General features: G+C 63.4%; 10 protein-coding genes. 9 read left to right on the top strand and 1 reads right to left on the bottom strand.

The window, feature by feature from the left end; genetic code table 11:
• The first annotated feature begins 117 nt into the window (after positions 1 to 117).
• The 3 genes from ACX80O_RS01635 to ACX80O_RS01625 all read left to right on the top strand — a co-directional run bounded on the left by ACX80O_RS01635 (position 118) and on the right by ACX80O_RS01625 (position 3307).
• Positions 118 to 1614 (top strand): S-layer homology domain-containing protein, encoded by a 1497-nt coding sequence (locus ACX80O_RS01635; RefSeq protein ID WP_459332285.1) that lies wholly within the window; start codon positions 118 to 120, stop codon positions 1612 to 1614.
• 63 nt (positions 1615 to 1677) lie between these two features.
• Positions 1678 to 2121 (top strand): DoxX family protein, encoded by a 444-nt coding sequence (locus tag ACX80O_RS01630; protein WP_459332284.1) that lies wholly within the window; start codon positions 1678 to 1680, stop codon positions 2119 to 2121.
• 178 nt (positions 2122 to 2299) lie between these two features.
• Positions 2300 to 3307, top strand: coding sequence for an HNH endonuclease (locus ACX80O_RS01625; RefSeq protein ID WP_459332435.1), 1008 nt, complete (start codon positions 2300 to 2302; stop codon positions 3305 to 3307).
• Positions 3308 to 3404: 97 nt separating this feature from the next.
• On the opposite strand, the gene ACX80O_RS01620 is transcribed toward ACX80O_RS01625, so the two are convergent.
• Positions 3405 to 4508, bottom strand: coding sequence for an EcsC family protein (locus ACX80O_RS01620; RefSeq protein ID WP_459332283.1), 1104 nt, complete (start codon positions 4506 to 4508; stop codon positions 3405 to 3407).
• A 278-nt stretch (positions 4509 to 4786) separates the two neighbouring features.
• Here ACX80O_RS01620 and ACX80O_RS01615 point away from each other — a divergent pair, with 278 nt between their 5' ends.
• The 6 genes from ACX80O_RS01615 to ACX80O_RS01590 all read left to right on the top strand — a co-directional run bounded on the left by ACX80O_RS01615 (position 4787) and on the right by ACX80O_RS01590 (position 25311).
• A complete protein-coding gene (locus tag ACX80O_RS01615; protein ID WP_459332282.1) occupies positions 4787 to 7699 on the top strand; it encodes a helicase-related protein in 2913 nt (970 codons plus the stop codon).
• Positions 7699 to 12369, top strand: a complete 4671-nt coding sequence (locus ACX80O_RS01610; protein ID WP_459332281.1) for an Eco57I restriction-modification methylase domain-containing protein — start codon at positions 7699 to 7701, stop codon at positions 12367 to 12369. Before ACX80O_RS01615 ends, ACX80O_RS01610 begins: the two co-directional genes overlap by 1 nt.
• 2 nt (positions 12370 to 12371) lie before the next feature.
• The gene (locus tag ACX80O_RS01605) at positions 12372 to 18776 is read left to right on the top strand and encodes a DEAD/DEAH box helicase (protein ID WP_459332280.1); all 6405 of its coding nucleotides are present in this window, start codon (positions 12372 to 12374) and stop codon (positions 18774 to 18776) included.
• A 4-nt stretch (positions 18777 to 18780) separates the two neighbouring features.
• On the top strand, positions 18781 to 21018 hold the full coding sequence (locus ACX80O_RS01600) for a 3'-5' exonuclease (protein ID WP_459332279.1): 2238 nt from the start codon (positions 18781 to 18783) through the stop codon (positions 21016 to 21018).
• A 73-nt stretch (positions 21019 to 21091) separates the two neighbouring features.
• Entirely contained in the window at positions 21092 to 24136 is a 3045-nt protein-coding gene (locus ACX80O_RS01595; protein WP_459332278.1) for an McrB family protein, read from the top strand.
• A gap of 5 nt (positions 24137 to 24141) precedes the next feature.
• A complete protein-coding gene (locus ACX80O_RS01590) occupies positions 24142 to 25311 on the top strand; it encodes an McrC family protein (protein WP_459332277.1) in 1170 nt (389 codons plus the stop codon).
• Positions 25312 to 25390: the final 79 nt, after the last annotated feature.

The raw sequence follows: 25390 nt of genomic DNA, 5'->3' as shown, positions 1-25390 counted from the left end.
TTCAGTCACGAGCATGAGCGGGGGACGTCATGCGCTGGGGGTCCAGGCGTTTAAGTTCTTCTACCTGTGTATCGCGTTGTGCCCAATCCATTCGCGTTATCAGTCCACGGAGAACAAGTGAAAACAATCAGAGCTGCCCTCATGATGTTCGCGGTGCTGGTGATCGGTGCCGGCACCCTGGTGGCGCCTTCCCAGGTCAGTGCGGCCACTACTTTCAAAGACGTTCCTTCGACCAGTCAGTTCCATCAGGAGATCACCTGGCTTGCCGATCAGGGTATCTCGAAGGGGTGGTCAGACGGCACGTTCCGCCCGCTGCAGTCGGTCGCGAGGGACGCCATGGCGGCTTTCCTCTACCGACTCGCTGGCTCGCCCTCCTACACAGCGCCATCGCAATCATGGTTCACCGATGTGCCGGTGGGAACCCAGTTCTACAAGGAAATCCACTGGCTCGCGTCGCAGGGCATCACCACCGGGTACCCGGACCGGACCTTTAAGCCGCTCAACTCGGTCAAAAGGGACGCCATGGCAGCGTTCCTCTACCGGTTCTCCGTCAAGCCCTCATTCACTGCGTCCAAGTCCAGCGCGTTCCGCGATGTTCCCACGGCAAACATGTTCTACAAGGAGATCAGCTGGCTCGCAAACACTGGAATCTCCACCGGCTGGTCGGATGGCCGCTTCCTGCCCCTGCAGCCGGTCAAACGTGACGCCATGGCGGCCTTCATGTATCGGACCAAGACCGAACTTCCACTGAACCGTCCGGCCGCCTACGGCTCGACGGCGGTCCAGGTGCTGCAGACCATCCCGGTCAAGGGCCGCGCTCCCAAGACCGGCTACGACCGGGACAACTTTGGGCCCACCTGGTTCGACACCGACAACAACGGCTGCGACACCCGCATCGACATGTTGAAGCGCCAGCTCACCAACATCACCTACACCTCCGGCAACTGTCAGGTCGCTACCGGCGTTCTCAACGATCCCTACACCGGAACACTGGTCAACTTTGTGCGGGGAACCACCACCAGCACCGCAGTGCAGATCGATCACGTCGTTGCGCTATCCGATGCCTGGCAGAAGGGCGCCCAACAGCTCAGCGCCGATCAGCGGCTGATGTTCGCCAATGATCCGCTGAACCTTCAGGCCACCGACGGTCCGACCAATGGTCAAAAGGGCGACGGCGACGCCGCCACCTGGCTGCCGCCGAACAACTCCTACCGCTGCACCTACGTTTCCCGGCAGATCTCGACCAAGGCCATCCACGGCCTGTGGGTCACCCAGGCAGAACGCGACGCCATGGCCAGTGTGCTGAACAACTGCGCCGGTCAGCCAGCCGCAGTTACCCAGCCAGCTCCAGTGGTCATGACGCCGGCGCCGAAACCAGCGCCGGCTCCAGCGCCCGCCCCGAAACCGACGCCGAAGCCCACCCCTAAGCCGACTCCGAAGCCCACGCCTGCCAAGCCAGTGAACCCTAGTGATACGAAGAACTGTTCAGACTTCAAGACTTGGCGGGAAGCTCAGAACTGGTACGAGAAGTACTTCCCCTATTACGGCGATGTGGCGAAGCTCGATGGCAACAACGATGGCATCGCTTGCGAGTCTCGTCCCGGCGCCCCGTAACTAGCATCGGTAGTACGGCGCCCGAGGGCCCAGGTCGTCAGGCGCCGCTGTTAGGCTTCCCACGTGAGTGACCTTCCTGCCCTGTCCCCATTCCGAACCATCGCCCGTATCGTACTGGGGGCCTTTTTGCTCTTCGCCGGGATGGCGCACCTGTTCTTCGCCCGCGCCGAGTTCGCGGCACAGGTCCCTTCATGGATGCCGCTCGATACCGACTTTGTCGTTGTAGCGTCAGGCATCGTCGAGGTGGTTCTGGGCGCAGCGCTGGTTTTCCTCCCACGCTGGCGCGTCCACGTCGGCTGGATCGTGGCAGCCTTCTTCGTAGCTGTGTTCCCCGGAAACATTGCCCAGTACGTTGACGGCGTTGACGCCTTTGGCTTAGACACGGACAGTGCCCGCCTGATCCGCCTCTTCTTCCAACCGGTCCTGGTGGCGTGGGCGTTGTGGTCGACCGGAGCATGGCGGGACCGCGGCTTGTTGCGCAAATCCAGCGAGCGCCGCGGCCAGTAGGTCAGCGGGTCAGAAGGCCTTCCACCTGGTTACCCATCTGCTCACCGTCAGATCTATCCAATACCGACGAGGAGGTGCAGCCCCGCATAGGTGTCGATTGTCTGTATGGGCAGCGCACCAATCTCATCGGTGGTCACAGCGTTGAGACGGGTTCTGAGGATAATCACCATTGAATGCCGTGGCAGCGGCCGGTCAGGTAAATGGCTATGGATTCCCGACATACTCTAAACATGTGAATGTTCATATGGGGATGGATGAAAATCAGCGCGATGAGTCCTTCGATGCGCGGCTCCGCCGCGAAGCTATGGCATGGTTGGCGATGCGGACCAACGACGGAGCGGACGAACTTCACTGGAGCGACTTCGAGGATTTCACTCTTGATGGTGAATCGTTCAAATTGCGCGACCGTTACAAAGGAATTTGGAAACCTCGACAGCTAGATGCGGCGCTCTCCTTCAGCACTACCTTCCGGGCTCCAGGTCAGTCGCGCCCGTACGAAGACGACACTGGGTCAGACGGATTGTTTCGCTACAAATGGCAGGGTGATAACCCTGACCACGCTGACAACCGGGCCTTGAGGCAAGCTAAAAAACTCGGACTTCCTTTGATTTGGTTTTTTGCGGTTCGCACCGGGTGGTACTTGCCCGTTTTCCCAGTCTTCCTACTGGATGAAGAACCTCACCTGAAGCAATTCGTCGTCGACCTAGATCCGTTGCGGGCTAGCGTGGGTAACTTACCGTTAGAGATCAACTTCCCCTTACATTTCGAGCGTCGCTACCGGAACCAGCAGGTAAAAAGGCGGCTTCATCAGGGACTATTTCGGGCCGATGTGATGCGTGCTTACGCCACGAAATGTGCTGTGTGTTCCCTGGGGCACAGACAGTTACTGGATGCTGCTCACATTGTCCCGGACTCGCACGAAGGTGGCGTCGCTACCGTCGCCAACGGATTGGCACTCTGCAAGATTCATCATGCGGCCTTTGATGTGAACATTCTTGGCATCCGCCCAGACCATGTAGTAGAAATTCGGGCCGACCTTCTAGAGGAGATTGACGGTCCTATGCTCCAATTTGGGTTGAAAGAACATCACAATACGAGGTTGATGAACGTTCCTCCACGACGGGCGGACCTCCCCAGCAGAGATCTGCTCGAGATTGCTTACGAACGGTTCCGAAGCGCAGGGTGAGCCATCGGTCCGTCAACTTGATCGCGACCTCGGTCACTGGGTAACCCTCATACGTACATTTCCACTACTTGGGAACTCCGGCATACATTGTCCCGATTCAGCGGAGGTCGGGTCCGCCCGCCTCGGCGAGTTCGTCAAGCACGCTAATGGCTTCATCGGCGTCGTTTGATACATCGTCACTGAATGTTTCAGGTACTTCTTCGTTTGCGAGATGCGGATACTTTTCAATAAGAAACCGTCGCCGGTATTCGACGTCCGCGACATCGACAATTGATTCCAGGGTTGCCCAATTAAGTGTGAACCCTACGAGCACGCCTACGGCAGGCACGACTTTACCGAGGCCCTGCTTAGTTAAGCGTGTTCCAAACGCCTTCGCGAACTGCTTGGAGACCTGCGAGATGACTGACTTGTCTAGAATTTCCCAGGTCTTACCGCGTACCAGCGATTGGGTAAGGCGGGAAATATCAGCCATTGCGGCGGTCTTCGCGCTGGCCGAGGCTGCTGTACCTGCATTGACGACCGACATGATGAAAAGCTTCTCCGCGGGGTCCTCAGGATCGTACCCGTAGAGCAGAGAGACGTGACCAACCGAGCGCGACGCCAGTCCCAGAACAAAGGCAGCATCTCCGACGAATGCCCCGGCAATTGCTGCTCCCGACGGCGCTGCAGCTGCGCCTGCGGAGGCGGCTGTGACGAGTTCGCCTCCCGAAATGACGAGCCCAGCAGTTGCTCCCGACATTGCTGCAGCAAGGGGGTAGTACCAGCTCGTTCCTCGCCCACGAACCGCGTCGATCTGCTCAAGATCGAGATCGCGTAGGTCGAGAAGTTTCGCTACATCGTGTCCGCGCTTTTGATGGTTGGTCACAACCCACCTGGGTGAGAGTCCGGCTCGTGAAACTCTTCCTGCCGTCTGACGCATCGACCCAAAAGCAGTGTCGCCCCAGTTTGGGAGAGCATCCGCCGCCTTCCGGGCGCCGGCTCCAATCGCCTGAGTCCCCTTGGACACAACCGACTGGCCGCGAGAAACGGCTGACTGGGCCGCGGGCCGGCTCTCCAGAAACTGCGTTGCGCGCTTGCCGATGCTTGCTACTCCAGTAGAAACATGCTCGCCTGCACTTCTTACCGCTTTAGAGAGTGGGCGGCCTTGAAACCGTTGAATGTTGCGCCACGCGTTGAGCTCATACTCAGAGGGTTCAATCATTTCGCAATTATGCCTTACTACTAGGGATGGATTTGCCGCATTAGCGGCTCTTCCGGAGGTGATTCCAAGCAAAGAATCTGCTTTGGGTATTTTATGAGTTTCTACAGTTAGTGATTAGCCCGCCATCCGCGAAGAGGTCCGTGCTGAGCATCAAACAAGTTCAGCCCCGCTCAGCTCGTCATCCGGCAGCCCTGAATCACTCCCTAAACTGTGAGTACTATGGCATATGGTTGCCATTGGCTACGTCTCAGTGCCGATGAAACTCAGGGGGGTTTACCGTGTCGCTTGAAGCGCCGGTGAAAGCAACGGACATCAACGTCGCGCCGGGCTCGGTAATCCGTGTCCGCGACGAGGATTGGCTCGTCACGTCGACGAGTTTTACCTCCTCCGGCACGCTCGTGAAGGTCCAAGGTCTCAGCGAGCTGGTCCGTGACACCGAGGCGGCGTTCTATTCCGACCTCGACAACATCGAAGTCGTCGACCCCCGCCTGGCCCGCGTTGTCGCGGATGATTCGCCCAACTACCGTAGGGCGCGCCTCTTCCTGGAGACCACGCTGCGCAAGACGCCGATGCCTGCCACCAGCAATGCGCTGTCCGTGAGCACGCGCATGTTGTCCAAGCAGTTGAACTACCAGCGCATCGCCGTCGCCAAGGCGCTGGACCCGGCCAATATCCGCCCGCGCATCCTGATCGCCGACGCCGTCGGCCTGGGCAAGACGCTGGAGATCGGCATGATCCTCTCCGAGCTCGTCGCCCGCGGACGGGGGGACAACATCCTGATCGTCACGCCCCGCCACGTCCTCGAACAAATGCAGCATGAGATGTGGAGCCGCTTCGCGCTTCCGTTCGTTCGCCTCGACTCCGTCGGTATCCAACGCGTCCGGCAGACCATCCCCGCCTCGCGTAACCCCTTCACCTACTTCAAGCGCGCCATCATCTCCATCGATACGCTCAAGACTCCGCGCTACCGTGAGCACCTGAAGAAGCGTCGCTGGGACGCCGTCGTAATCGACGAGTCCCATAACCTCACCAACGCCGGCACGCTCAACAACGAGCTGGCGCGCATCCTGGCACCCCGCACGGACGCCCTGATCTTGGCCAGCGCCACCCCGCACAACGGCAAGAAGGAGTCCTTCGCCGAACTCGTCCGGCTGCTGGACCCCACCGCGGTCCGCCCCGACGGCTCGATCGACCAGGACGCCGTCCAGCAGTTGATCATCCGCCGCCACCGCTACAGCGATGAGGTCGCCATGGAGGTCGGCGCGGACTGGGCGGAGCGGCCGGAACCGCGCAACAAGCTGGTCACGGCGAGCCCGGCCGAGGACGCCGTCGCCAACGAGCTATCCAAAACGTGGATCCATCCGCTCGGCAACAGCCCGGCCGGCCACCAGCTCTTCGGCTGGACGCTCGCCAAGGCCTTCCTGTCCAGCCCCGCCGCCCTCATCGCGACCATCACCGAGCGCCTCCGGAAGCTCGGCCGCGCCGACGGCCAGCAAGGCGCCACGACCGCCACGAATCCGCTAGCCGCCAAGGAGGCCGATGCGCTGGAGTGTCTCCTCGCCCTCGCCCAAACGGCCCGGACACATAAGTCGGCGAAGTTCGCGGCCCTCGTCGAGCACCTCAACGGGGCCGGCGTCGGCAAAGGGCAGCCGACCCGCGCCGTCGTCTTTGCCGAACGCGTCGCCACCCTCCGGTACCTCGAGACGGAACTGCCGAAGGCCCTCGGCTTGAAGCCGGAGAACATCGGCATGCTCCACGGCGGCCTCTCGGACGTCGAACAGCAGCAGATCGTGGAGCAGTTCAAGCGCGGCGGATCACCGCTGCGTGTCCTTGTCACCGGCGACGTCGCCTCCGAGGGCGTGAATCTCCACGCCGAATGCCACCACCTGATCCACTTCGACATCCCGTGGAGCCTCATCCGCATCGAGCAGCGCAACGGCCGTATCGACCGCTACGGACAGAAGCACCCGCCCCAGATCGCCACGCTGGTCCTGGACCCCTCGGACGAGAACTTCTCCGGGGACGTTCGCGTGCTGACCCGCCTGATCGAGAAGGAACACGAGGCCCACCAGGTCTTCAACGACGTCGCCGCACTCATGGGCAAAAACTCGGTGGACGCGGAGGAGAAGGCCATCCGCGAACTCCTGCTCACGGCCGGGGATGTGGAGGCCGTGGTGCCTGGTGCCGCCGATGTGGACCTCGATGAGCTGGAGCTGTTGCTCCGCGCGGAGTCCTCGGCGAACAACAACCAGTACGACGCCGGAGCGGCCACGGGTGCGGGAGCGCCGGCGGCCGTCGGGGCGCAGTCGGTGACGCTCGAGAAGCGGATCGACCTGTACCCGACGGAGCTCGCCTTCCTGCGTGAGGCGCTGGAGGAGGCCTTCGGGGATCCCCACCAGACGGTGGGGTGGAAGGTCGACGAGAAATACGGCATCGCGTCCCTGGAACCGACTCCGGACCTGAAGAAGCGCTTGCGCTTCCTCCCGCAGGACTATCTAAAGGAGCGCGGCGTCATGGAACGGCTGCAGCTGGCCACCACCGTGACGGCCGGCCAGACGGCACTGGACGCCGCCCGGAAGTCGGACGAGACCAACTGGCCCGCCTCCCACTACCTGGGACCATTGCACCCGGTGCTGGACTGGGCGAGCGACCGCGCCTTGGCATCGATGTCCCGCAACGAGGTGCTCGCGGTGCGCGGGGACGTCGAAGACCCGACTTTCGTGATGCTGGGAACCATCACCAACAAGCGCGGCCAACTGCTTAACCGCACATTTATCAGCGTCTCCAACGGATTCGCCGGCGGGATCGCGGATCTGTCCGGCTTCCTGGCGGAAGTCGGACTGTTGGGGAAGCCGTCCAACCCTGGACCCGTCGCCGCAGCGGCGTCCCAAGCCGAATTGCCCGCCGCGGTGGATGCCGCCGAACGGCATCTCGGGATGACTTCCCAGCTGCTCTCCGCCGACGCCGTCTCTCGTCTGGACGCTTGGTTGGAGCGGGCCGCGAAGTGGTCCGCCGAATCGCAGGTCTTGATCCAGCGCTCCGACGTGCGCGAACGGCAGGACCGGGTGCGAGCGGAGCAAGAACTCGCCCAGGACATGCGTCCGGAGCAGCAGCTCGTGCGGCCACTGCTCGTGATTCTTCCCCGCGAAACACCCATCGTGGCCGCCACCGCCGGCTTAGAGGAGAACTGATGCCCGCGTTTGAATCGATCGTCGTCGTTGAGGACTGGATCAGCGAGCACTACTTCACCACCGACGGCAAGGGTGCCACGTTCCAGAAGCAGGTCGTGGAGCTACGCAAGGGCTGGGACGCCGACGCGAAGGAGGGGCACCCCACCATCGCCAAGAGGTTCTCCGCCGCACGCGGCGAACTGGTGACGGAACTGGCCGCTCTTGATGAGCTGGACGACGCCGAAGCGGCCAGCCGGGCCCGGGCCGCCTACGCCCGCCTCCGGGAGGCGCTCGGCATCGCGGGGGTGCTCGGCATCGCGGGGGTGCCGGCGCCGCTGGGGTTCGAGCGCGGTTCCGCCAACGCGGAGGTCGACGGCCTCTGGGTGGGCGACACGCAGGACGTCCTGTGGCTGGAGGGCATGCCCGCCGGGGGAGACGATGCGCTGACGGAGTCGCGGCTTCTGGGGCTGAACCGGTTGGACGGCAAGGAACGCGTGGAGCAGCCGCTCGCCAAGCTGATCTCGGAGCTGTACCTGTCCGATCCGTCGCCGAAGTACATCGTGGTGTCGGCCGGTAGCAGCCTGTTCCTGACCGAGCGGGAACGCTGGCCGGAAGGCCGCTACCTCGCGGCGGACGTGCAGCTCATCGCCGACCGCAATGACGCGAAGAAGGCCGGGGAGACCGACCGCCTGCTGGCCATCTTCGGCCGCCAGTCCATCATGCCGGGCCCGGACGGGACCATTTGGTGGGACGAACGCCTGGAGGAGTCCCGCCAGCACGCGGTCGGGGTCTCGCAGGACCTGCGGGACGGCATCCGCGAGTCGATCGAAATCATCGCTAACGACGTCCTGACGCGACGGACCGCCGCGGGTCTGGACAACGACGACGTCGACGGTCAGGTGCTTGCGCGCCAGTCCTTGCGCTTCCTTTACCGGATCCTGTTCCTGCTGTACGCGGAAGCCTCGCCGGAGCTCGGCGTCCTTCCCAAGAACCAGGGGGAGTACGACGCCGGCTACGGCCTGGAGCGTCTCCGCGAGCTGGTGCAGGTGGAGCTTCCGAGCCTGAAGGCCCAGCAGGGAACGCACCTGTTCGATTCACTGGACCTGTTGTTCCGGCTCGTTAACGGCGACCATGCCGCGCAACGGCGGAGCCGCGGCAACGACGACGTAGCCGACGCCGACGCCGAGCATGCCGATGATGCTGACGCGCGGGATGAGGGGCTGGCCTTCGAACCACTGGAGGCGGACCTTTTCGCTGCATCGGCGACCGGCCTGATCGGCGAGGTCGGCCTCAGCAACGCGGAGCTCCAGCACGTGCTCGAGCGCCTGCTCCTGAGCAAGGCGGGCAGCAAGGGCGAGCGCGGCTTCATTTCCTATGCCAACCTCGGCATCAACCAGCTGGGCGCCGTGTATGAGGGCCTGATGTCCTACACGGGATTCATCGCCCAGGAGGACCTGCGGGAAGTCGCGAAGAACGGTGACTCCTCCAAGGGCTCGTGGGTGGTTCCGGTGGATCGCATCGACGGCATCGAGTCCAAGCACTTCGTCACCCGCAGGGATGAGGAAACCGGCCTCTCGGAGCCGGTCCACCATCCGCGGGGCAGCTTCGTGTTCCGGCTGGCCGGCCGGGAGCGCCAACAGTCCGCGTCCTACTACACCCCCGAGGTGATGACGAAGTTCGTCGTCTCGCAGGCCCTGGAGGAGCTCCTGCAGGAGGACACTCCCGCGGACAGCATCCTGGAACTGAGCATTTGCGAGCCAGCCCTCGGCTCGGGCGCGTTCGCCATCGAGGCCGTGCGCCAACTGGCTGGCGAGTACCTGAAGCGCAAACAGAAGGAACTGGACCGCGAGATCCCTGCGGACGACTATCCGCAGCAGCTCCAGCGGGTTAAGGCGCAGATCGCTTTGCACCAGGTGCACGGCGTCGACCTCAACGCCACGGCCGTCGAGCTGGCCGAGGTGTCCCTGTGGCTGGACACCATGCAACCGGGACTCAGCGCGCCGTGGTTCGGCCTACGACTCAAACGCGGCAACTCGCTTATCGGTGCGCGCCGGGCCACTTACTCGGTGGACGCCGTAAGGTCGAAGAAGTACCTCACCGACGAACCTCAAGCGAACCCGATGTCCGGTCTGGTTGACGCCCTGGCTCGTGATGCCGAGGACCCGGCGGTCGTCGGACGGATCCACCACTTCCTGCTGCCCGGCGAGGGGTGGGGTGCGGCGGCGGACGCCAAAGAGGTCAAAGACATCGCGGCCGAGGAGCAGAGGCAACTCAAGACGTGGGCGAGGGGCACGCGGATCGCGTTGAAGAAGCCGCAGATCAATCGTCTCAAGTCGCTGTCCGAGCGCGTCGAAGTCTTGTGGAAGATCGCGCTACGGCGCCTGCAAATCGCCGATTCCCAGGCGCGTCGATTCGTCGATTACTGGCCGCATGAGCGGGCGCGGGAGACGACAGCGATCACGCGCGCGGAGATCGAAGCGGCGTTGCATGATCCGAATGGCGCGTATCAGCGCCTTAAGCGGGTGATGAACGCATGGAATGCGCTGTGGTTCTGGCCCCTGACCGAATCCGAGATAGAACCGCCGGCCGTCGATGAATGGATCGACGCGCTCGAAGGCATCCTCGGCCTCCGTGGCAGGGTCAACAAGTTCGAGGGTCAGAAATCCTTCGTCGGGGACAGCGATTGGCACGAGCTCAACGCGTATGAGGACCTCGAGTTGGGTCTGGCTACCGTCGTATCTTATGAGCGTTTGGCGGAGCGCCACCCGTGGCTAGCGGTCAGTGACCGAATCGCCGACGAGCAGGGGTTCTTCCACTGGGAGCTGGACTTTGCTTCCGTGTTCGGTGGCGGGGGTTTCGACCTGCAGGTCGGTAATCCGCCGTGGGTCCGTCCGCGATTAGACGAGCCAGCTATCCTCGCTGAGCTCGATCCTTGGTGGCAACTCACGGACGTGCCAAGCCAGGAAACGCTTCGGGAGAAAAGGCTCTCGACCCTCGAGCATCCGAGGGCGAGGGTCTCGTACATCGAACTCGCCGTGCAGATGCAACTACTCAGCGAACGGATCAGTGCCCGAAGCCAATTCAGTTTGCTTTCTGGGCTGCAGCCGGATCTCTACCGGGTATTTATGGTCCGGACGTGGAAGTCGGCCTCTACCAATGGCGTGGTTTCACTTCTACACCCAGGGAGCCATTTCACCGAGAAGGGGGCAAATAATCTTCGTGCGGAAACCTACCACCGATTGCGGAGACATTGGGCGTTTCGAAACAAGCTCAAGCTCTTCGCAGATTTAACAGACCAAATTGAGTACGCCGTTCACGTCTACGGTTCGTGGCGGGAGCACCCGAAGTTTGTAATGGCCGCGTCAATCTATACGCCTGATACGGTGCAAGCATCTTTCAAGCACGACGGCAGCGGACTAGCTCCCGCTCTGAAGACCAACGAGGGGTCGTGGGACGTGCGAGGCCACTCGGAACGTCTCGTACACGTCGATTTGGATGTCTTGGGAGTTTGGGCGCGACTCCTTGATGAACCGGGAACGGCTCCAATACACGCTCGAATGGTCTACGCAGTGAACCGTGCCAGCATGCGAGTGTTGCAGAAAACGAGCACTGCGCCACGTGTGCGGGAATTAGGGCTCCAGTATTCTTCCGGCTGGCATGAAATGGCGGACAAGAAAGCTGGGTACATCGAGGTCAGATCTCAAATCAATGAGACGTCGGAGGACGTAATCCTCCAGGGGCCACACTTCTCGGTGGCGAATCCATTTGCCAAGGTCCCTCGTGAGAACCTTCGAAGCAATAACGATTGGGATGAGATCGATCTCGAAGCAATGCCGAAGGATTTCATTCCGCGGACGGCATATCAGCCGTTGAGGCAGGAACGGGGCGGATACGAAGCCGCCTTCGGTAGGTGGAAGGATCCGAACGGACAGGATTTCGACGTTCTCTCTAAGTTCCGGCTAGTGTGGCGGAAGATGGCCGCGACTGCGAGCGTCCGAACGTTCTACCCAAGTATCGTTCCGCCTACGGTGGCGCATATCGAGGGTGTACGCGGTGCTTGGGGCCAAACTATCGATGACCCGCTTCAACTTCTAGGTTTGATGGGGCTCTGGTCGACACTTCCGGTCGATTTCCTCGTGAAGGTAAATGGCGCCGCAAACATACCGCCTTCAGTTGTCGAGAGTTTGCCTCATTCCGTTGGTGGACCGTTTGTGCTAAACCTCGCAACACGAAGTTCAAAGCTGGTATGTCTCACCGAGGCGTACTCGAGTCTCTGGAACTCAGCAATGGGTTGTTCTTGGACTCCCTCGTCCCCTGTACGTGTAGCAGCGGACCGACGCCGATTGCAGGTTGAACTCGATGCTATTGCGGCGTTAAGCCTCGGGCTGACCGTCGACGAGCTGTCCACGATCTACCGAACTCAGTTTCCGGTCCTACGCGGTTACGAGCAGAACGATCTGTACGACGTCAACGGACGCAGGGTACCGGCCGACATGAACAGATTTTATCGAAAAGCTGGCGAGGAAGGCATGACGCTGGGCGATCGTCAATGGACGCACCCGCAGAGCGGTGTCGGGTACACCTTCGAGTTCCCCTTCCGCGGTTTCGACCGCGAGGAGGACATGCGCGCCGCCTATGCCAAGTTCTCGACCATGCTCGAAGAGCACGGCGAAATCATTGAGGAAGCCTGACCATGACGGAACTGCTTCCCACCCGCCAGGCCCGCGACCTCGTCGAAGGTTTGCGGGACTACCTGACCACCACGTTCGCCCTGTCTGACAAGCGTGCGCAAGAAGCCATCGGAGAGTTCCTTACCCACCCGGACAACGGCATGTTCAAGGGCCCCTACCTGCGGTTGCGGCTTCCCTTCGAACCAGCGGCCGACGGCTGGCGGGACAGTCTGGACTTCTACGGCGTCGACTTCCCTCCCTACGGGCACCAGGACCAAGCCTTCAGGCGGTTGACCACCAAGACGGTCGACTCAGTCAGGTTCCGGCGGCCGGATCCGACGCTGGTCACGACCGGCACCGGATCCGGTAAGACCGAAGCCTTCCTCTTCCCGATCGTCGACCATGTCCTCCGCGCCCAGAAGGCCGGCATTACCGGGATCAAGGCCCTCATTCTCTATCCGATGAACGCCCTGGCGAACGACCAAGCGGGGCGGTTGGCCACGTTGCTGACCGAGCACACGGCGTTGGGCGGAATCCGGGCAGCCCTCTACACGGGCCAGCAGGATGCTCCGCGCAAGCGGGTCACCGCCGACGGACTCATCACCGACCGCCACGAGATCCGCAAGAACCCGCCGGACATCCTGCTGACCAACTACAAGATGCTTGACATGCTCCTGCTCCGGCACGACGACGCCAAACTCTGGCAAGACTCCGCCACCAGCCTCCAATACTTGGTCCTCGACGAGTTCCATACCTACGACGGTGCCCAGGGAACCGACGTCGCCATGCTCCTCCGCCGGCTGGGCCTCGCCCTCAAGTCCCACTGGCCTGAGGACCCAAGGAGCGTCGGCCTGACCGAGGAGGATACTCGCCGGCCCCTCGGGCGCATCACGCCCGTGGCGACCTCCGCAACTCTCGGCGGATCGGCCGGCGCCGGAGCCATGCTCGCCTTCGCCGAGACGATCTTCGGCGAAATGATGGACGAGGACGCACTCGTCACCGAGTCACGTATGTCCTTCGAGACGTGGCGCGACCTCAGCACCCCGGATCCCGGCGTCGTCCCGCGGGATCTCGACGATCTGGCCGATCAGATCGAGCCGACCAACCATGCGGTCCGCGCGGACGACTCGCACGCATCGCTGATGTCGGCCGCGCTGCAGGCGCTGTTCGTGGAACCACCCGCCGACACGAGCGACGCGCTGCTCGGGGCCCTCCGGCACCACTCGCTGACGGAACGGCTCGTCGGGGTGACCGGCACCGCCCGCGGACTGCGGGACCTCGCCGCCGGCATCTTCCCGGCCGTGGCCGTGGATGAGGCCGAAGAGTTCCTGAGCCACGTGATCGCGCTCTACTCGCACGCCCGGGCGATCGCCGGACGCGGGGCGCTCACGGTGGAAACCCACCTCTGGGTCCGCGAACTCAGCCGGATCGAGGCCGCCCTCGATACCACCAACACCTACCGTTGGGGCGACGACGGCGTGGACGAGGACGAACTCGAGGCCGACCGCGTCTACCTGCCCGCCATCTTCTGCCGCCACTGCGGCAAGAACGGGTGGGGGGCCAAAATGGCACCCACCGGGACCGAACTGGAGCTGGAACCGGCGGAGATCCGCGCGGCCTCTCTCAACCGGGACTCGTCCTTCCGGGCCCTCATCCACGCCGCCTATGAAGCCGAGGCCGTGTGGCGGGGCACGAAGTCCGCTCAAGAAGCCAAGGACGAGGGGCTGCGGTTCTTCCACACCGTGCAGAAGACCCTGAGCGCCGATGCCCCGGACGACGACGACGAGGACTTCCAGCAGGGCCGCATCATCCCCGTGCTCACGCATACGGGCATGGAGGCGGACGACCAGTCGCGAAAGGACGTGTGCCCGTCCTGCATGGCGACGGACGCCATCCGGTTCGTCGGTAGCGCCATTGCCACGCTCACCTCGGTGGCGGTGTCCAACCTGTTCGGTGCGCGCGGCCTGGACCCGCGCGAGAAAAAGGCCCTCGTCTTCACCGACTCGGTGCAGGATGCCGCGCACCGCGCCGGATTTATCCAGGCCCGCTCGCACACCTTCAACTTGCGCAGTGCGTTGCGCAACGCGTTCGGGGCCGAGCCCGGCGAGACCGTGACGCTCAGCCAGCTCGTCGACCAGGCCATGCTCACACCCGCAGGGGAGGGGGCGGCGGTGCAGCGTTTCAAGCTGGTGCCCCCGGAGCTGACGGAACGGGACGGATTCCGGGAATTCTGGGACGACTCGGCCGCCCCGAGCATCCGTGCGAGGGCCCGCGAGAACGTCAAGCGGCGGCTGCGCTTCGACGCCGCCCTGGAGCTGGGCCTCCAGGGCCGGCTGGGACGCACCCTGGAACTCACCGGCTCCGTCACAGCGGAGGTGGACGCCGGCACGGCCGCGGCCATCACCGCGTCGGCGCGGCGCGTCTGGGAGGCGAAGCTGCATGTCCTGACCGGCATCGGCGAGCCGACGGACCAGCAATTCGTCGCGTGGGTCCGCGGCGTCCTGGTCCGCATGCGCCTGCAGGGCGGGATCCACCACGAATGGCTTGATCGGTACATCACGCACGACGGCGCCCGCTACCACGTGTGGGTCGGGCGCGCGCGGCACCAGGGAATGCCGGCGTTCCCGTCGGGGAGGCCGGCCCCGGCGTTCCCCGTCGTCGGGCAGACCAAAGCCGAGAACGGGCTGGATCCCGTCACCCCGAAGTCCAGCTGGTACTCGATCTGGACCAGCCGCGCGCTGGGGATCAGCCCCGACGACGCCGGCTACCTCGCCAGGGAACTCTTTGAGGACCTCGCCCGGCACGGCGTCCTCAACGAACACCTGACAGACCAAGGATCGCGGGTCTACTCGATCCACCCGGACCGCCTGCTGCTGACCACGCCGACCGACGACGCGCTGCTCAAGCAGCGCCACGCGCTCGAATGCGAGGCGTGCAAGACCCGGGGCTTCGGCACCGAAACCGTGACGGACCAGCTCGACGGCGCGCCCTGCCAGCAGGCCAAATGCAGGGGCCGGATGAAACGCGTCAGCGTGGCACCGTACAACTTCTACCGCACCATGTACGCCGAGGCCGACGGCAAGCGCGTGGTGGCCCGGGAGCACACTTCCCTGCTCGATGAAACCTTGCGGCTGGAGTACGAGAACGCCTTCAAGGCCACCGAGCAGACGCCCGATGCTCCCAATGTGCTGGTCGCCACGCCGACGCTCGAGATGGGCATCGACATCGGCGACCTCTCCTGCGTGATGCTGGCCTCGATGCCGGGATCCGTGGCGAGCTACGTGCAGCGGGTCGGCCGCGCCGGGCGGCTGACGGGCAATTCCCTGGTCATGGCCTTTGTCCGGGGGCGCGGCGAACACCTGCCGAAGCTCTACGATCCGCTTTCCGTCATCAACGGCGAGGTCCGGCCCCCCAGCACGTACCTGCAGGCCGAGGAGATCCTCTCCCGGCAGTTCGCCGCGTTCCTCGGCGACCAGCTGGCCCGCGACCCGAAGGCGCCGCACCCGCGGTCCGCGCGCGAGGCGTTGAAGTCCACGGAAGCGGACTCTTATCTGGGGCACATGTTGGGGCTGGTCCAGGCGCGGGGCGACGAGCTTCTCCACGCGTTCCTCGAACAGTTCTCCGCGGAGCAGGTCACTACCGAGGGGCGGGCGCGTTTGGCGGCTTGGCTCGCCAACGAGCTGCCCGTCGAGATCGGCCGCGTGTCCCAGCAGTGGCAAGAAGACTACGAGGGTCTGCAGCGGCGTATCAGGGACATCGAGGACGCTGTGGAGGAGCTCAAAGTCGAGCATCAGCGCCGGCTCCACGAGTATGCGAACGACGCTGAACACCCCAAGGTCCAGGAGGCCGCGCGGGACCTGCGTTCCGGGGAATCGCAGCTCAAGCGCCTCTACCGGGAGGCGCAGGAGGAACGGAGCGAGTACTGGATCTCCAAGATCGAGATGTACGGTCTCTTCCCCAACTACACGCTGATTGGGGATCCCGTGACGCTAGACGTCGGCGTTTCCTGGCGCAACGAGGAAACACAGGGGTTCGAGGCGCGGACCGAATCGTTCGCCCGCAGCTCCGGCATCGCCATCCATGAGCTCGCGCCCGGCTCCACCTTCTACGCGCAGGGCATGGAGATCCAGGTCGACGCCGTGGATCTGGGTCCCGATCTCCGTGAGGTCCAATACTGGCAGCTCTGCCCCGTCTGCGGGTGGAAGAACCCGGTCCACCGGGCCGGCGAACAGCCGGTCCAGTACATGGGCCAGTCGTCGACGTGCCCGCGGTGTCAGTCCACCGGCATCGACGACGTCGGGAACGTCCACGCCGTCGTCGTCCTGAAAAAGGTGACCGCCGAGATCAAGCGCGACGAGGCGGCCATCAACGACTCGCGCGACGACAGGAAGCGGGCCAGCTTCCACGTGGTGCCGGTCGCTGACATCAATCCCGCGGGCGTGGAGGCGCGCTGGTTCGTCGAGCACAATGGCTTCGGCGTGGAGTACCTCGCCGCCGTGGACTTGACCTGGCTGAACCTCGGCCAGCGGGGCCGCGGGGGAGCGTCGCTGACCATCGCCGGCCAGGAAGTGACCACGCCACGGTTCCTATTGTGCGAATACTGCGGGAAACAGGACACGAAGGTCCGCTCCAACAACTTCGACGAGCACCGCTTCTGGTGCCGACACCGCAAGAGCACCGACGAGCACACCCGCGCCCTCCTGCTGGCACGGGAACTGCGGACGCAGGGCGTCAAATTGCACCTCCCCGCGGCGGCGACCTCCGTGGACGCGTTCGCCCTGCCCACCCTGAAGGCGGCCCTGCTATTGGGGCTGCAGGAGCACCTGGGCGGGACACCCGGACACCTCGGCGTCATGACGGTTCCCGATGCCTCCAGCGGAGCCGAACGGCAGGCCCTACTCATCCACGACGCAGTGCCAGGCGGCACGGGGTACCTGGCGTGTTTCAAGAGTCCGCGCGACGTCTTTGACGCACTCGCGGCCGCGCTCGCGAAAGTGGTCGGGTGCACGTGCGGCGACGAGGGACGCAGGGCGTGCCACCAGTGCCTGCTGCCGTTCGCCGAGCACGGCACGGAGGACTACGTCTCCCGCGTGGAGGCCAAGCGCCTGCTGGAGGACCTGTTGGGACTGGAACCGGACGAGGAACCAGCGTTCGCGCGGTGGACCGTCCGCGAGGAACCAGTGGTTCTTGCCAGCGGCGAATCTGTCCTGGAGATCGCGTTCCGGCAGGCGCTGAAGACGCGGCTGGCCGCGGTTAACGCCGAGGTCACCCCCAAGCCCGGTCCAAAGGGCGAACGCCTGCTCATCAAGCTCCCGTCCCAGGCGCACAGGTGGACGCTGGAACCGCAGGTCGACATGTTCGGCGCGCGGCCGGACTTCGTGTTGAGTTACGAGGGACCGGACGTGCCGGACCTGGCGATCTTTACCGACGGACGGGCCTTCCATGCCTCGCCCAAGGCGGGTATGAACCGCGTTGGCGACGACGCGGTCAAGAGGTTCGGGTTGAAACTCGCGGGAGTGGTTCCCTGGGCGATCACCGCCCGGGACCTCGACGTCTTCGCCGACACGCAGGCGGCGGAGGACAATGCCCACGATGCCTGGATCTCCCAGGTCATGCTGTCCAGTCTGACCAAGAAGTACTCGCTGTCGCCGGAAATCATCGCATCCTTACGCGACGGATCCATGGGCATGCTCTGGACCTGGATGACGTCGCCGGACCTACCGAACTGGAGGAAGCTGGCGGATGTGGCCGCCGCGCTGGCGATAGGGAACCTGACCAAGACGGATGTCGCGGACGCCACGGTCCCCGGTTACCAGTTCGGGGGCACGGGGGCGCTGCCGGAGCTGTTGGTCGGAGACATCTGGTGGTCGCGTGAGACGGAGCACCTCCACTTGCTCGCCGCCGGCCATCCGCTCGAGGCTCCGAACGGCGCGATTCCCGCCGTGATGGTTCTGGACGACCGGGCCGAAGCTGTGGCGTCCGGCGGCTTCGCCGATTCGTGGCGGCGCTGGCTCTTCTGGAGCAACGTCTTGGCGTTCCGCGGGTCCCCGAAGGGCGCACTGGTCGGCACCACGACCTCCCGGGCCGAGATCCTGGAAATGGCCGGCCTCGTAGCCGCCCCAATCGACGTGGTTCACGTTTCCGGCGTGTCCATCGACTGGGAGCCGGTGCTGGAGGTGGCCGACGACGAGGTGGAACGGGCGTTTATCGGGCAATTGGCCGCGGCACGGCTGCCCGTGCCCCAGGAGTGGGGCGAGGAACTCGACGGCATCCCCGCCCAGCTCATCTGGACGGATGCCAAAATCGTCGTCGTCTACGAAACAGACCACAGTGCCGAGCTGGCGGCCGCGGGGTGGACGGCCGTCGTCACGGGGGACGTCGACGGACTCGTGGACGCACACGGTTCCGGCGCCCAGGACAGGAAGTAGGAACATGCCATACGTATCCATGGCCTCGGCCAAGAACAAGGTCGACGGATCGGTCAAGAAGCAGGTGCTGGACTTCCTGCAGAAACTGCAGGTCGACGACACCGCTCCAGGGCTGCACATCGAGCCCATGGCCAAGCCGCGGGACAAGCGTGTCCGCACCGGTCGCGTCAACGATTCCTGGCGTGCTGTGCTCTACAAGATGGAGGTTAAGGGCGAGGCGCACTACGTCTACTACGGAACCTGGCACCACGACGACGCCATCAAAGTCGCGCGTTCGACCGTCCTGAAGCTCAACCTCGCGCTCGGCGCCCCCGAATTCGAGGACCACGGCGTCCCGGACGAAACTCCCGCGGTCGAGCCGCAACCCGAACCGACGGAAGGGGCGGGAACAGCTGAGGACGCCACGGCCGTCGTGCCAGCATGGGACAACCGGCTCTCCGCCGCGTGGACCGCTGACCGGCTGGTCTCCGAAGCCGGCATCAAGGAGGAGGGGGCGGCGAAGGCCCTCGCCGCCCGCACTCCCGCAGAGCTCAACGCGGTCATCGATACGCTCCCCGAGGCGCAGGGACTGGTGCTGCTGGGGTTGGCCAACGGCGAGGACCTGGACGCCATCCGCGACGAGCTGGGACTCGCGCCGGTGGCCCCGGACGTCCCCGAGGACGAACACCTGGACCGCGTGCTGCGCGAGTCCAAGGGAGGATTCCTCTTCGTGGGCGACAGCCCGGACGAGTTGCGCGAGGCCCTGGAGTCCATGGAGATCGACCGCTGGCGCGTGTTTCTCCACCCGGAGCAACGAAAATACGTGCACGGCCGCTGGAAGGGTTCCTACCGGCTGTCCGGGGGTGCGGGCACCGGAAAAACCGTGGTGTTGGTGCACCGGGCACGCGACCTGGCGCGGGAGAACCCGCGGGCGCGGATCCTGCTGACCACGTTCACGCGGACGCTCGCCACCTCCCTTGAAAAGCAGATGACCAAGTTGGATCCCGACGTGCCGCAGATGGGGCTCAACGATGCCGGCGTGGCCATCCTGGGCATGGACCAGGTGGCGTGGCGCGTCATGCAGGAGGCAACTGCAGCCGAAGCGGAGGCGGCCGCTGCCGCCGTGCTTGGCCCCGGCCGGAACCTGATGAGCCACAAGGTGGGGAGCGCCGTGCAGGACTTCCGCAACGCCGCCGACCTGAGCGACCCGAGCCTGCCTGCGGACCTTCTGGAGCCCGCATTCCTGGAGCAGGAGTACCAATCGGTGGTGCTCGCCAACGGAGTGACTGACGGCCAAGGCTATCTCCGGGCGTCGCGGCAGGGCAGGGGAACGGCCCTGAACCGTGCCGCACGGAAGGAACTGTGGAAGGTGTTCGCGCAGTTCCGTCGGACCTATCAGATGACGGATTCGGTCACCTTCCCGGAACTCGCGGCGGTGGCCGCGGCGGTCCTGCGGGCGCGGGTGGAACGCGGCGAACCCCTGCCGTGCGACCACATCCTGGTGGACGAAGCCCAAGACTTCCACGCGGCGCACTGGATGCTGCTTCGCGCGCTGGCGGTGGAGGGGGCCGACGACCTCTTCATCGCCGAGGACTCGCACCAGCGGATCTATGGACAGAAGGTCCCGCTGTCGCGTTTCGGGATCCAGATCCGCGGCCGTTCGCGCAGACTGCGGCTCAACTACCGGACGACAGCGGAGAACCTGGCCTACGCGATCTCGCTGCTCGAGGGCGCCGAGTACACGGATATCGAGAATGACCGGGAGGCCACCAGCGAGTACCGCTCGGTCCGTTCCGGCCCGGTTCCGGTGCTGGTCCACGCGGAGGATTCGCAGGGCGAGGTCTGGGCCGCGGCAGGGCACATCCGTCGGTGGCTCGACGACGGGGTGAAGCCGGAAGCGATTGCGGTCCTGGTGCGTTCGGACCCGCGCCTGCGCTTGGCGACGGCGGGGTTGACCGCCGCCGGGATCGGCAACAACAGTGCGAAGGCGGGGACCACCGCCGGCCGTGGCAAGGTGACGGTCATGACGATGCACTCGGCGAAGGGCATGGAGTTCGAACGAGTGGTCGTGATGGGCGTGGGCGCGGACGAGATGCCGGCGAAGTGGAGTTTCGATCGTCTGCCGCCGGTGGAGCAGGAAGACGCGAAACTGCGGGAGCGTTCCCTGCTCTACGTGGCCGCGACGCGTGCGCGCGACGCGCTGGTAATGACGTCGTCGGGCGAGGAAAGTAGCTATCTGCGACCGAAAGGCAAGGCTGAATGATGGGCCAAGCGAGAAGCGCATTGAATCCGCCGCCCGGGCACGGGCCACGACGCCCCGCAATGGAGGTAGCTGCATGAGCAACGAACAGTGGAACGAATTCATGGAGTTTGCCGCCCAATTCGCCAAGACGGTCGACCTCGACACTGAAGAGTACAACTACAAGATCGTCTTGGCAGATCGCCTCCGAAAGACCAGGGAGGGATACCTGAGCCGGGACCCGGAATGGTTCGAAGCTCTAAGGCGTGACATTTCCTCGTCGAACCTGATGAACCGGTACTTCATGATGCGGCTGATCGATCTCGGCCGTTCGAAACCCGGCGACCTGCGTCAAGTCATGGACCTGATTTGGGACGGGGAGCCGGACGTCCGGCGCATTGATTCTTTTGCTGCGCTGCTCCGACCGCACAATCCTGAACAGTTCTCTGTGGGCGGGATTGTCGGCTTTGCTTCGATTCTTCTGCTTGGCAGGGATCCGCATCTCTACCCCCCTTATCGTGCCCGCGCCGTCAAGAAGTTTCTCAAGCTGGTTGGGTGGGAAGATCGGGGTGCCAATGGAAACCCGGCACGCAGGTACGAACTGCTCCTTGAGTCACTTGACGAACTCCTCCGGTTAGCGCCCGAGCACGGCATCAAGCTCCGCGACCGGTTGGACGCGCAAGGGCTGATGTGGACAGTGATCAATGTGGACCCTGGCTCCACCTGGGGCGCCGACGAAGCGAAGCGATTCCGCGACTGGCGAGGAGACAAGGCGACGGCGCAAAACGCAGAAACAGACCTACTGCGGGGTAGTAGCAAAGCTCCTGACGTCGAGACAGCTGCATGGCTGGTTCTGGGCGCGGGACTACGTGGGGAACCTTCCGCGCTGGACAACAGCACTACCACCTGGACCGCCGAGGCGGCGGCGGATTTAGGTAGCCGCAGCGCCCGGACAGACGTTGGTCCGGGAAGCTTCATGGCTAAGCTTGAGCGCCAGCTAGCAGGTGCCAGCCGTGCCACGGTGCTCCTAGCCGCTGAGCTCCTCTATCTGCAGGTGGTGCCACTGGCAAACGTCACCCCGGCAACCAAGATCGCCCGCATCGAGAAGGTCCTCTCGTGGGTGCCTGGCGAGCCAGCGAAGCTTACCCCCGAACTCGAGTATGGGCTTGAAGCGGCAGGGGCGTTCAATGGTGGGGTCGGTTTCAACATTCAGGTCGCCGACCACGTCGCGTGGCTCACGCGCTTCGTTCAACACGTCGTTGCTCAGCCTTTGAGCCTGATTGAGGCCGCGCTCGCCGATCCGTGGAACTTAATCAGGATCACCCAGGCTGTGGAGAGCGATTGGCCCACAATCCGCTACAGCATTGAGTACCTTGCATGGCCTGGATACCTCCAACCCGTCGTGAAGAAGGATCACCGTATCCGTATCCGCAACGCTTTCGCTCCAATCATTGGCGGACCTAGCGGCGGATCAGAGACGGACATCGCGAAAGATCTTCACGCCATTCTCGAAGCGCAGCAAGGCGACTCTGGTGACTACGTGGAATGGTACCGCGAGCCTTACCTCAGCGAATGGCAGACGCCCGGCGAGGACGTAGGACAGCGGGCATGGCTGGTGCGGCAGAGTCAAGCAGGGGTAGCGATGTTCGACACCTGGCTGTCGAACGGCTTCGTGTCGACCCGCGCCCAGCACCTTGGATCGCCAGTACCCGGCGCCAGCTTCGACGAGATCCAAGCTGCCGTGAATGCGGGCTACCAACACATCGACTACTCCGAACGTAGAGCTCGCGCATACGAGTACTACCGCTTCCTCAGCCAGATGAAGGCCGATGACTTCATCCTCACGCAGTTCGAGGACAAGCTCTATTTGGGAGTCTTAACTGGTGGAGCTGAGTATGTCGATGACGAAACGTCGAGGCTGCGTCGGAGCGTGGCCTGGCGCAAGGCGCCGATCAGCAACGCCGATTTGACCGCGCCGTTGCCGCGTCTGTTGGAGGAGCAGGGCTCCGTAGTCGATCTCACTGACGGGCTATCTGCCATCGCCGTCTGGTACTCCGAGGAGAATCCGTCTGAGCCAAACACTGAGGAGGAGCCGACCACCAAGACGCAACCCGCCGTCGTACCTGAACTTCGCTCGGCCTCGGTTGAGTCGGCGGCAAAGCTTCACGTCGATCTGGGGAGCCTGCAGGAGGTGGTTCGGCTCCTGCAGACGCGGCAGCAGATCGTGTTCTATGGACCGCCTGGAACGGGTAAGACCTACCTTGCCGGAAAGATCGCGCGCTACCTCGCTGGCGAAGAGCACGGTGACCACGTCAAGACTGTGCAGTTCCATCCGTCGTACGCTTACGAGGACTTCTTCGAGGGGTATCGGCCGGCGCAGACCAACGGCGATTCGGTGGGATTCAGTCTGGAGCCTGGTCCGTTGCGTCGGATTGCCGCAGAGGCGTCGCTGGACGGGAATCGGGATAAGCCGTATTTCCTAATCATCGATGAGATGAACCGAGGCAACCTGGCCAAGATCTTCGGTGAACTTTATTTCCTCCTCGAATACCGGGACCAGGGAATTAACCTGCAGTACAACCCCGAAAAGACCTTCGTACTTCCGCCGAATCTGTTCATCATCGGGACGATGAATACGTCGGATCGCTCGATTGCAATGGTGGACGCAGCTATCCGCCGTCGCTTTGCTTTTGTGGAACTCCATCCTCAGGAGGGCATGATTTCAGGGATGCTTGAACGATTTCTCGACGCTAAAGGCAAGCCTCGGCTGAGAGCGGACCTTCTCGACGCCCTGAACAGGGAAATATCGTTGGAAGCTGGTAACCGGGATCTGATGATCGGCCCGTCCTACTTGATGAAGTCTCATGCCGAGACTGACCAGGGGCTGGAAGAGATCTGGAAGTACGAGCTTCTTCCCCTTCTGGAGGAGCAGTACTACGGGCGACTTACCCGGGATAAGGTTCGGGAGAAGTTTGGACTCAAGGCAATGCTCCGCAAGTCCGCTCTCGAAACCGGACCGGTGGATTTGGTATTTGCCGCTGAAGCGCCGGCGGAAGATAAGAATCCAGAGCCGAACCGCGGCCCGGGAGAGGACCCGCAGGATGAGGCCGGGGACCCAGCTTTCCGGCAGCCTGGCGCGTAACTCTGATGATTCGCACGATCGTCCTTGACGAACTGCAATACGCGGGCGAACTCGTTGAGATTAGTTCGGAAGAGGCCGCGACACTACGCGAGACGGGGCTTGTCGCCGTCGCGCCCGCTCACAACAACCGCATGCATATTACCCCCGCGGGCAGAGTGGGCGCCGTGCAAGTTGGAGACCTCTTGGTGGAGGTGAAGCCGAAGCAAAAGGTTGGGCTGAGCCGGCTGCTGTTTCTGCTCGGATACGCGAGCACCCCGGGTTTCCGGCCGGACGACGTTCAGGGCGTCGAAGACGCGGATTTATTCGCTGCGCTGGGGGAGTCACTGGCTCGACAAGGTGAGCGCGCATTGGAACGAGGCGCGCTATGCGGGTATGTCCATGTGGAAGAGGCGCTGAGGACCGTTCGCGGACGGATTCGCGTTGGGGATCAAATGTCACGTCGACCGGGAATGTTGTTACCGCTAGAGGTTTCATTCGATGACTTCACAGCGGATATCTCGGAGAACCGGATCCTACGGGCAGCCATCCGTTTGATGATGCAGGTTCCAAGGCTTTCCGAAGCCATCCGATGGCGGCTGGCGCATCTAGATTCGAAACTTGATGGCGTGTCGGCGCTGCGTTTCGGGGCGCCGCTACCGTCATGGACTGAATCTAGAATCAACGAGCGGTTTGTACCCGCGCTGCGTTTGTCCGAGATCATTTTGCGGAATATGTCGGCCGAAGCTGGAGCCGGGCGCTATTCGGTCGCTTCATTTGTCGTCAACATGGCCACTGTCTTTGAAGATTTCCTAACTACGGCGTTGCGGGAAGCACTGGACCAATTCCCTGGCGAAACCGTAGGGCAGCATGACGTATGTATGGACGAGCTTGAGCCGCAACGTCCTCGTGATCGAGTCCAAATGTACGTGGACATCGTGCATTCTGTGGCAGGGCGACCGGCGTTGGTATTCGATGCCAAGTACAAAGCGGCATCACCCTCTGGTGCATACCCCAACGCGGACCATTACCAGATGCTCGCGTACTGTACGGCGCTGGAAGTTCCGCGAGCCTGGCTTGTTTATGCGGGATCAGGCCGACCGCGGGAAAGACGGATCCGGAACACCGACATTTCGGTTGTCGAATTCCCCATCGACATCGCGCAATTGAACCGCCCCGGGTTTAATGGAGGGTGTTGATTCCTTGAAAGGATGAGCCTTTATGGCAGCACCGAGGAAGTATCCGGATGAGCTTCGTGAGCGCGCGGTCCGGTTGGTG

This window comes from Arthrobacter glycogeni (assembly GCF_054511155.1).
The sequence above is the reverse complement of the archived record's forward strand: the minus strand, read 5'-3'. Positions and strand labels throughout refer to the sequence as shown.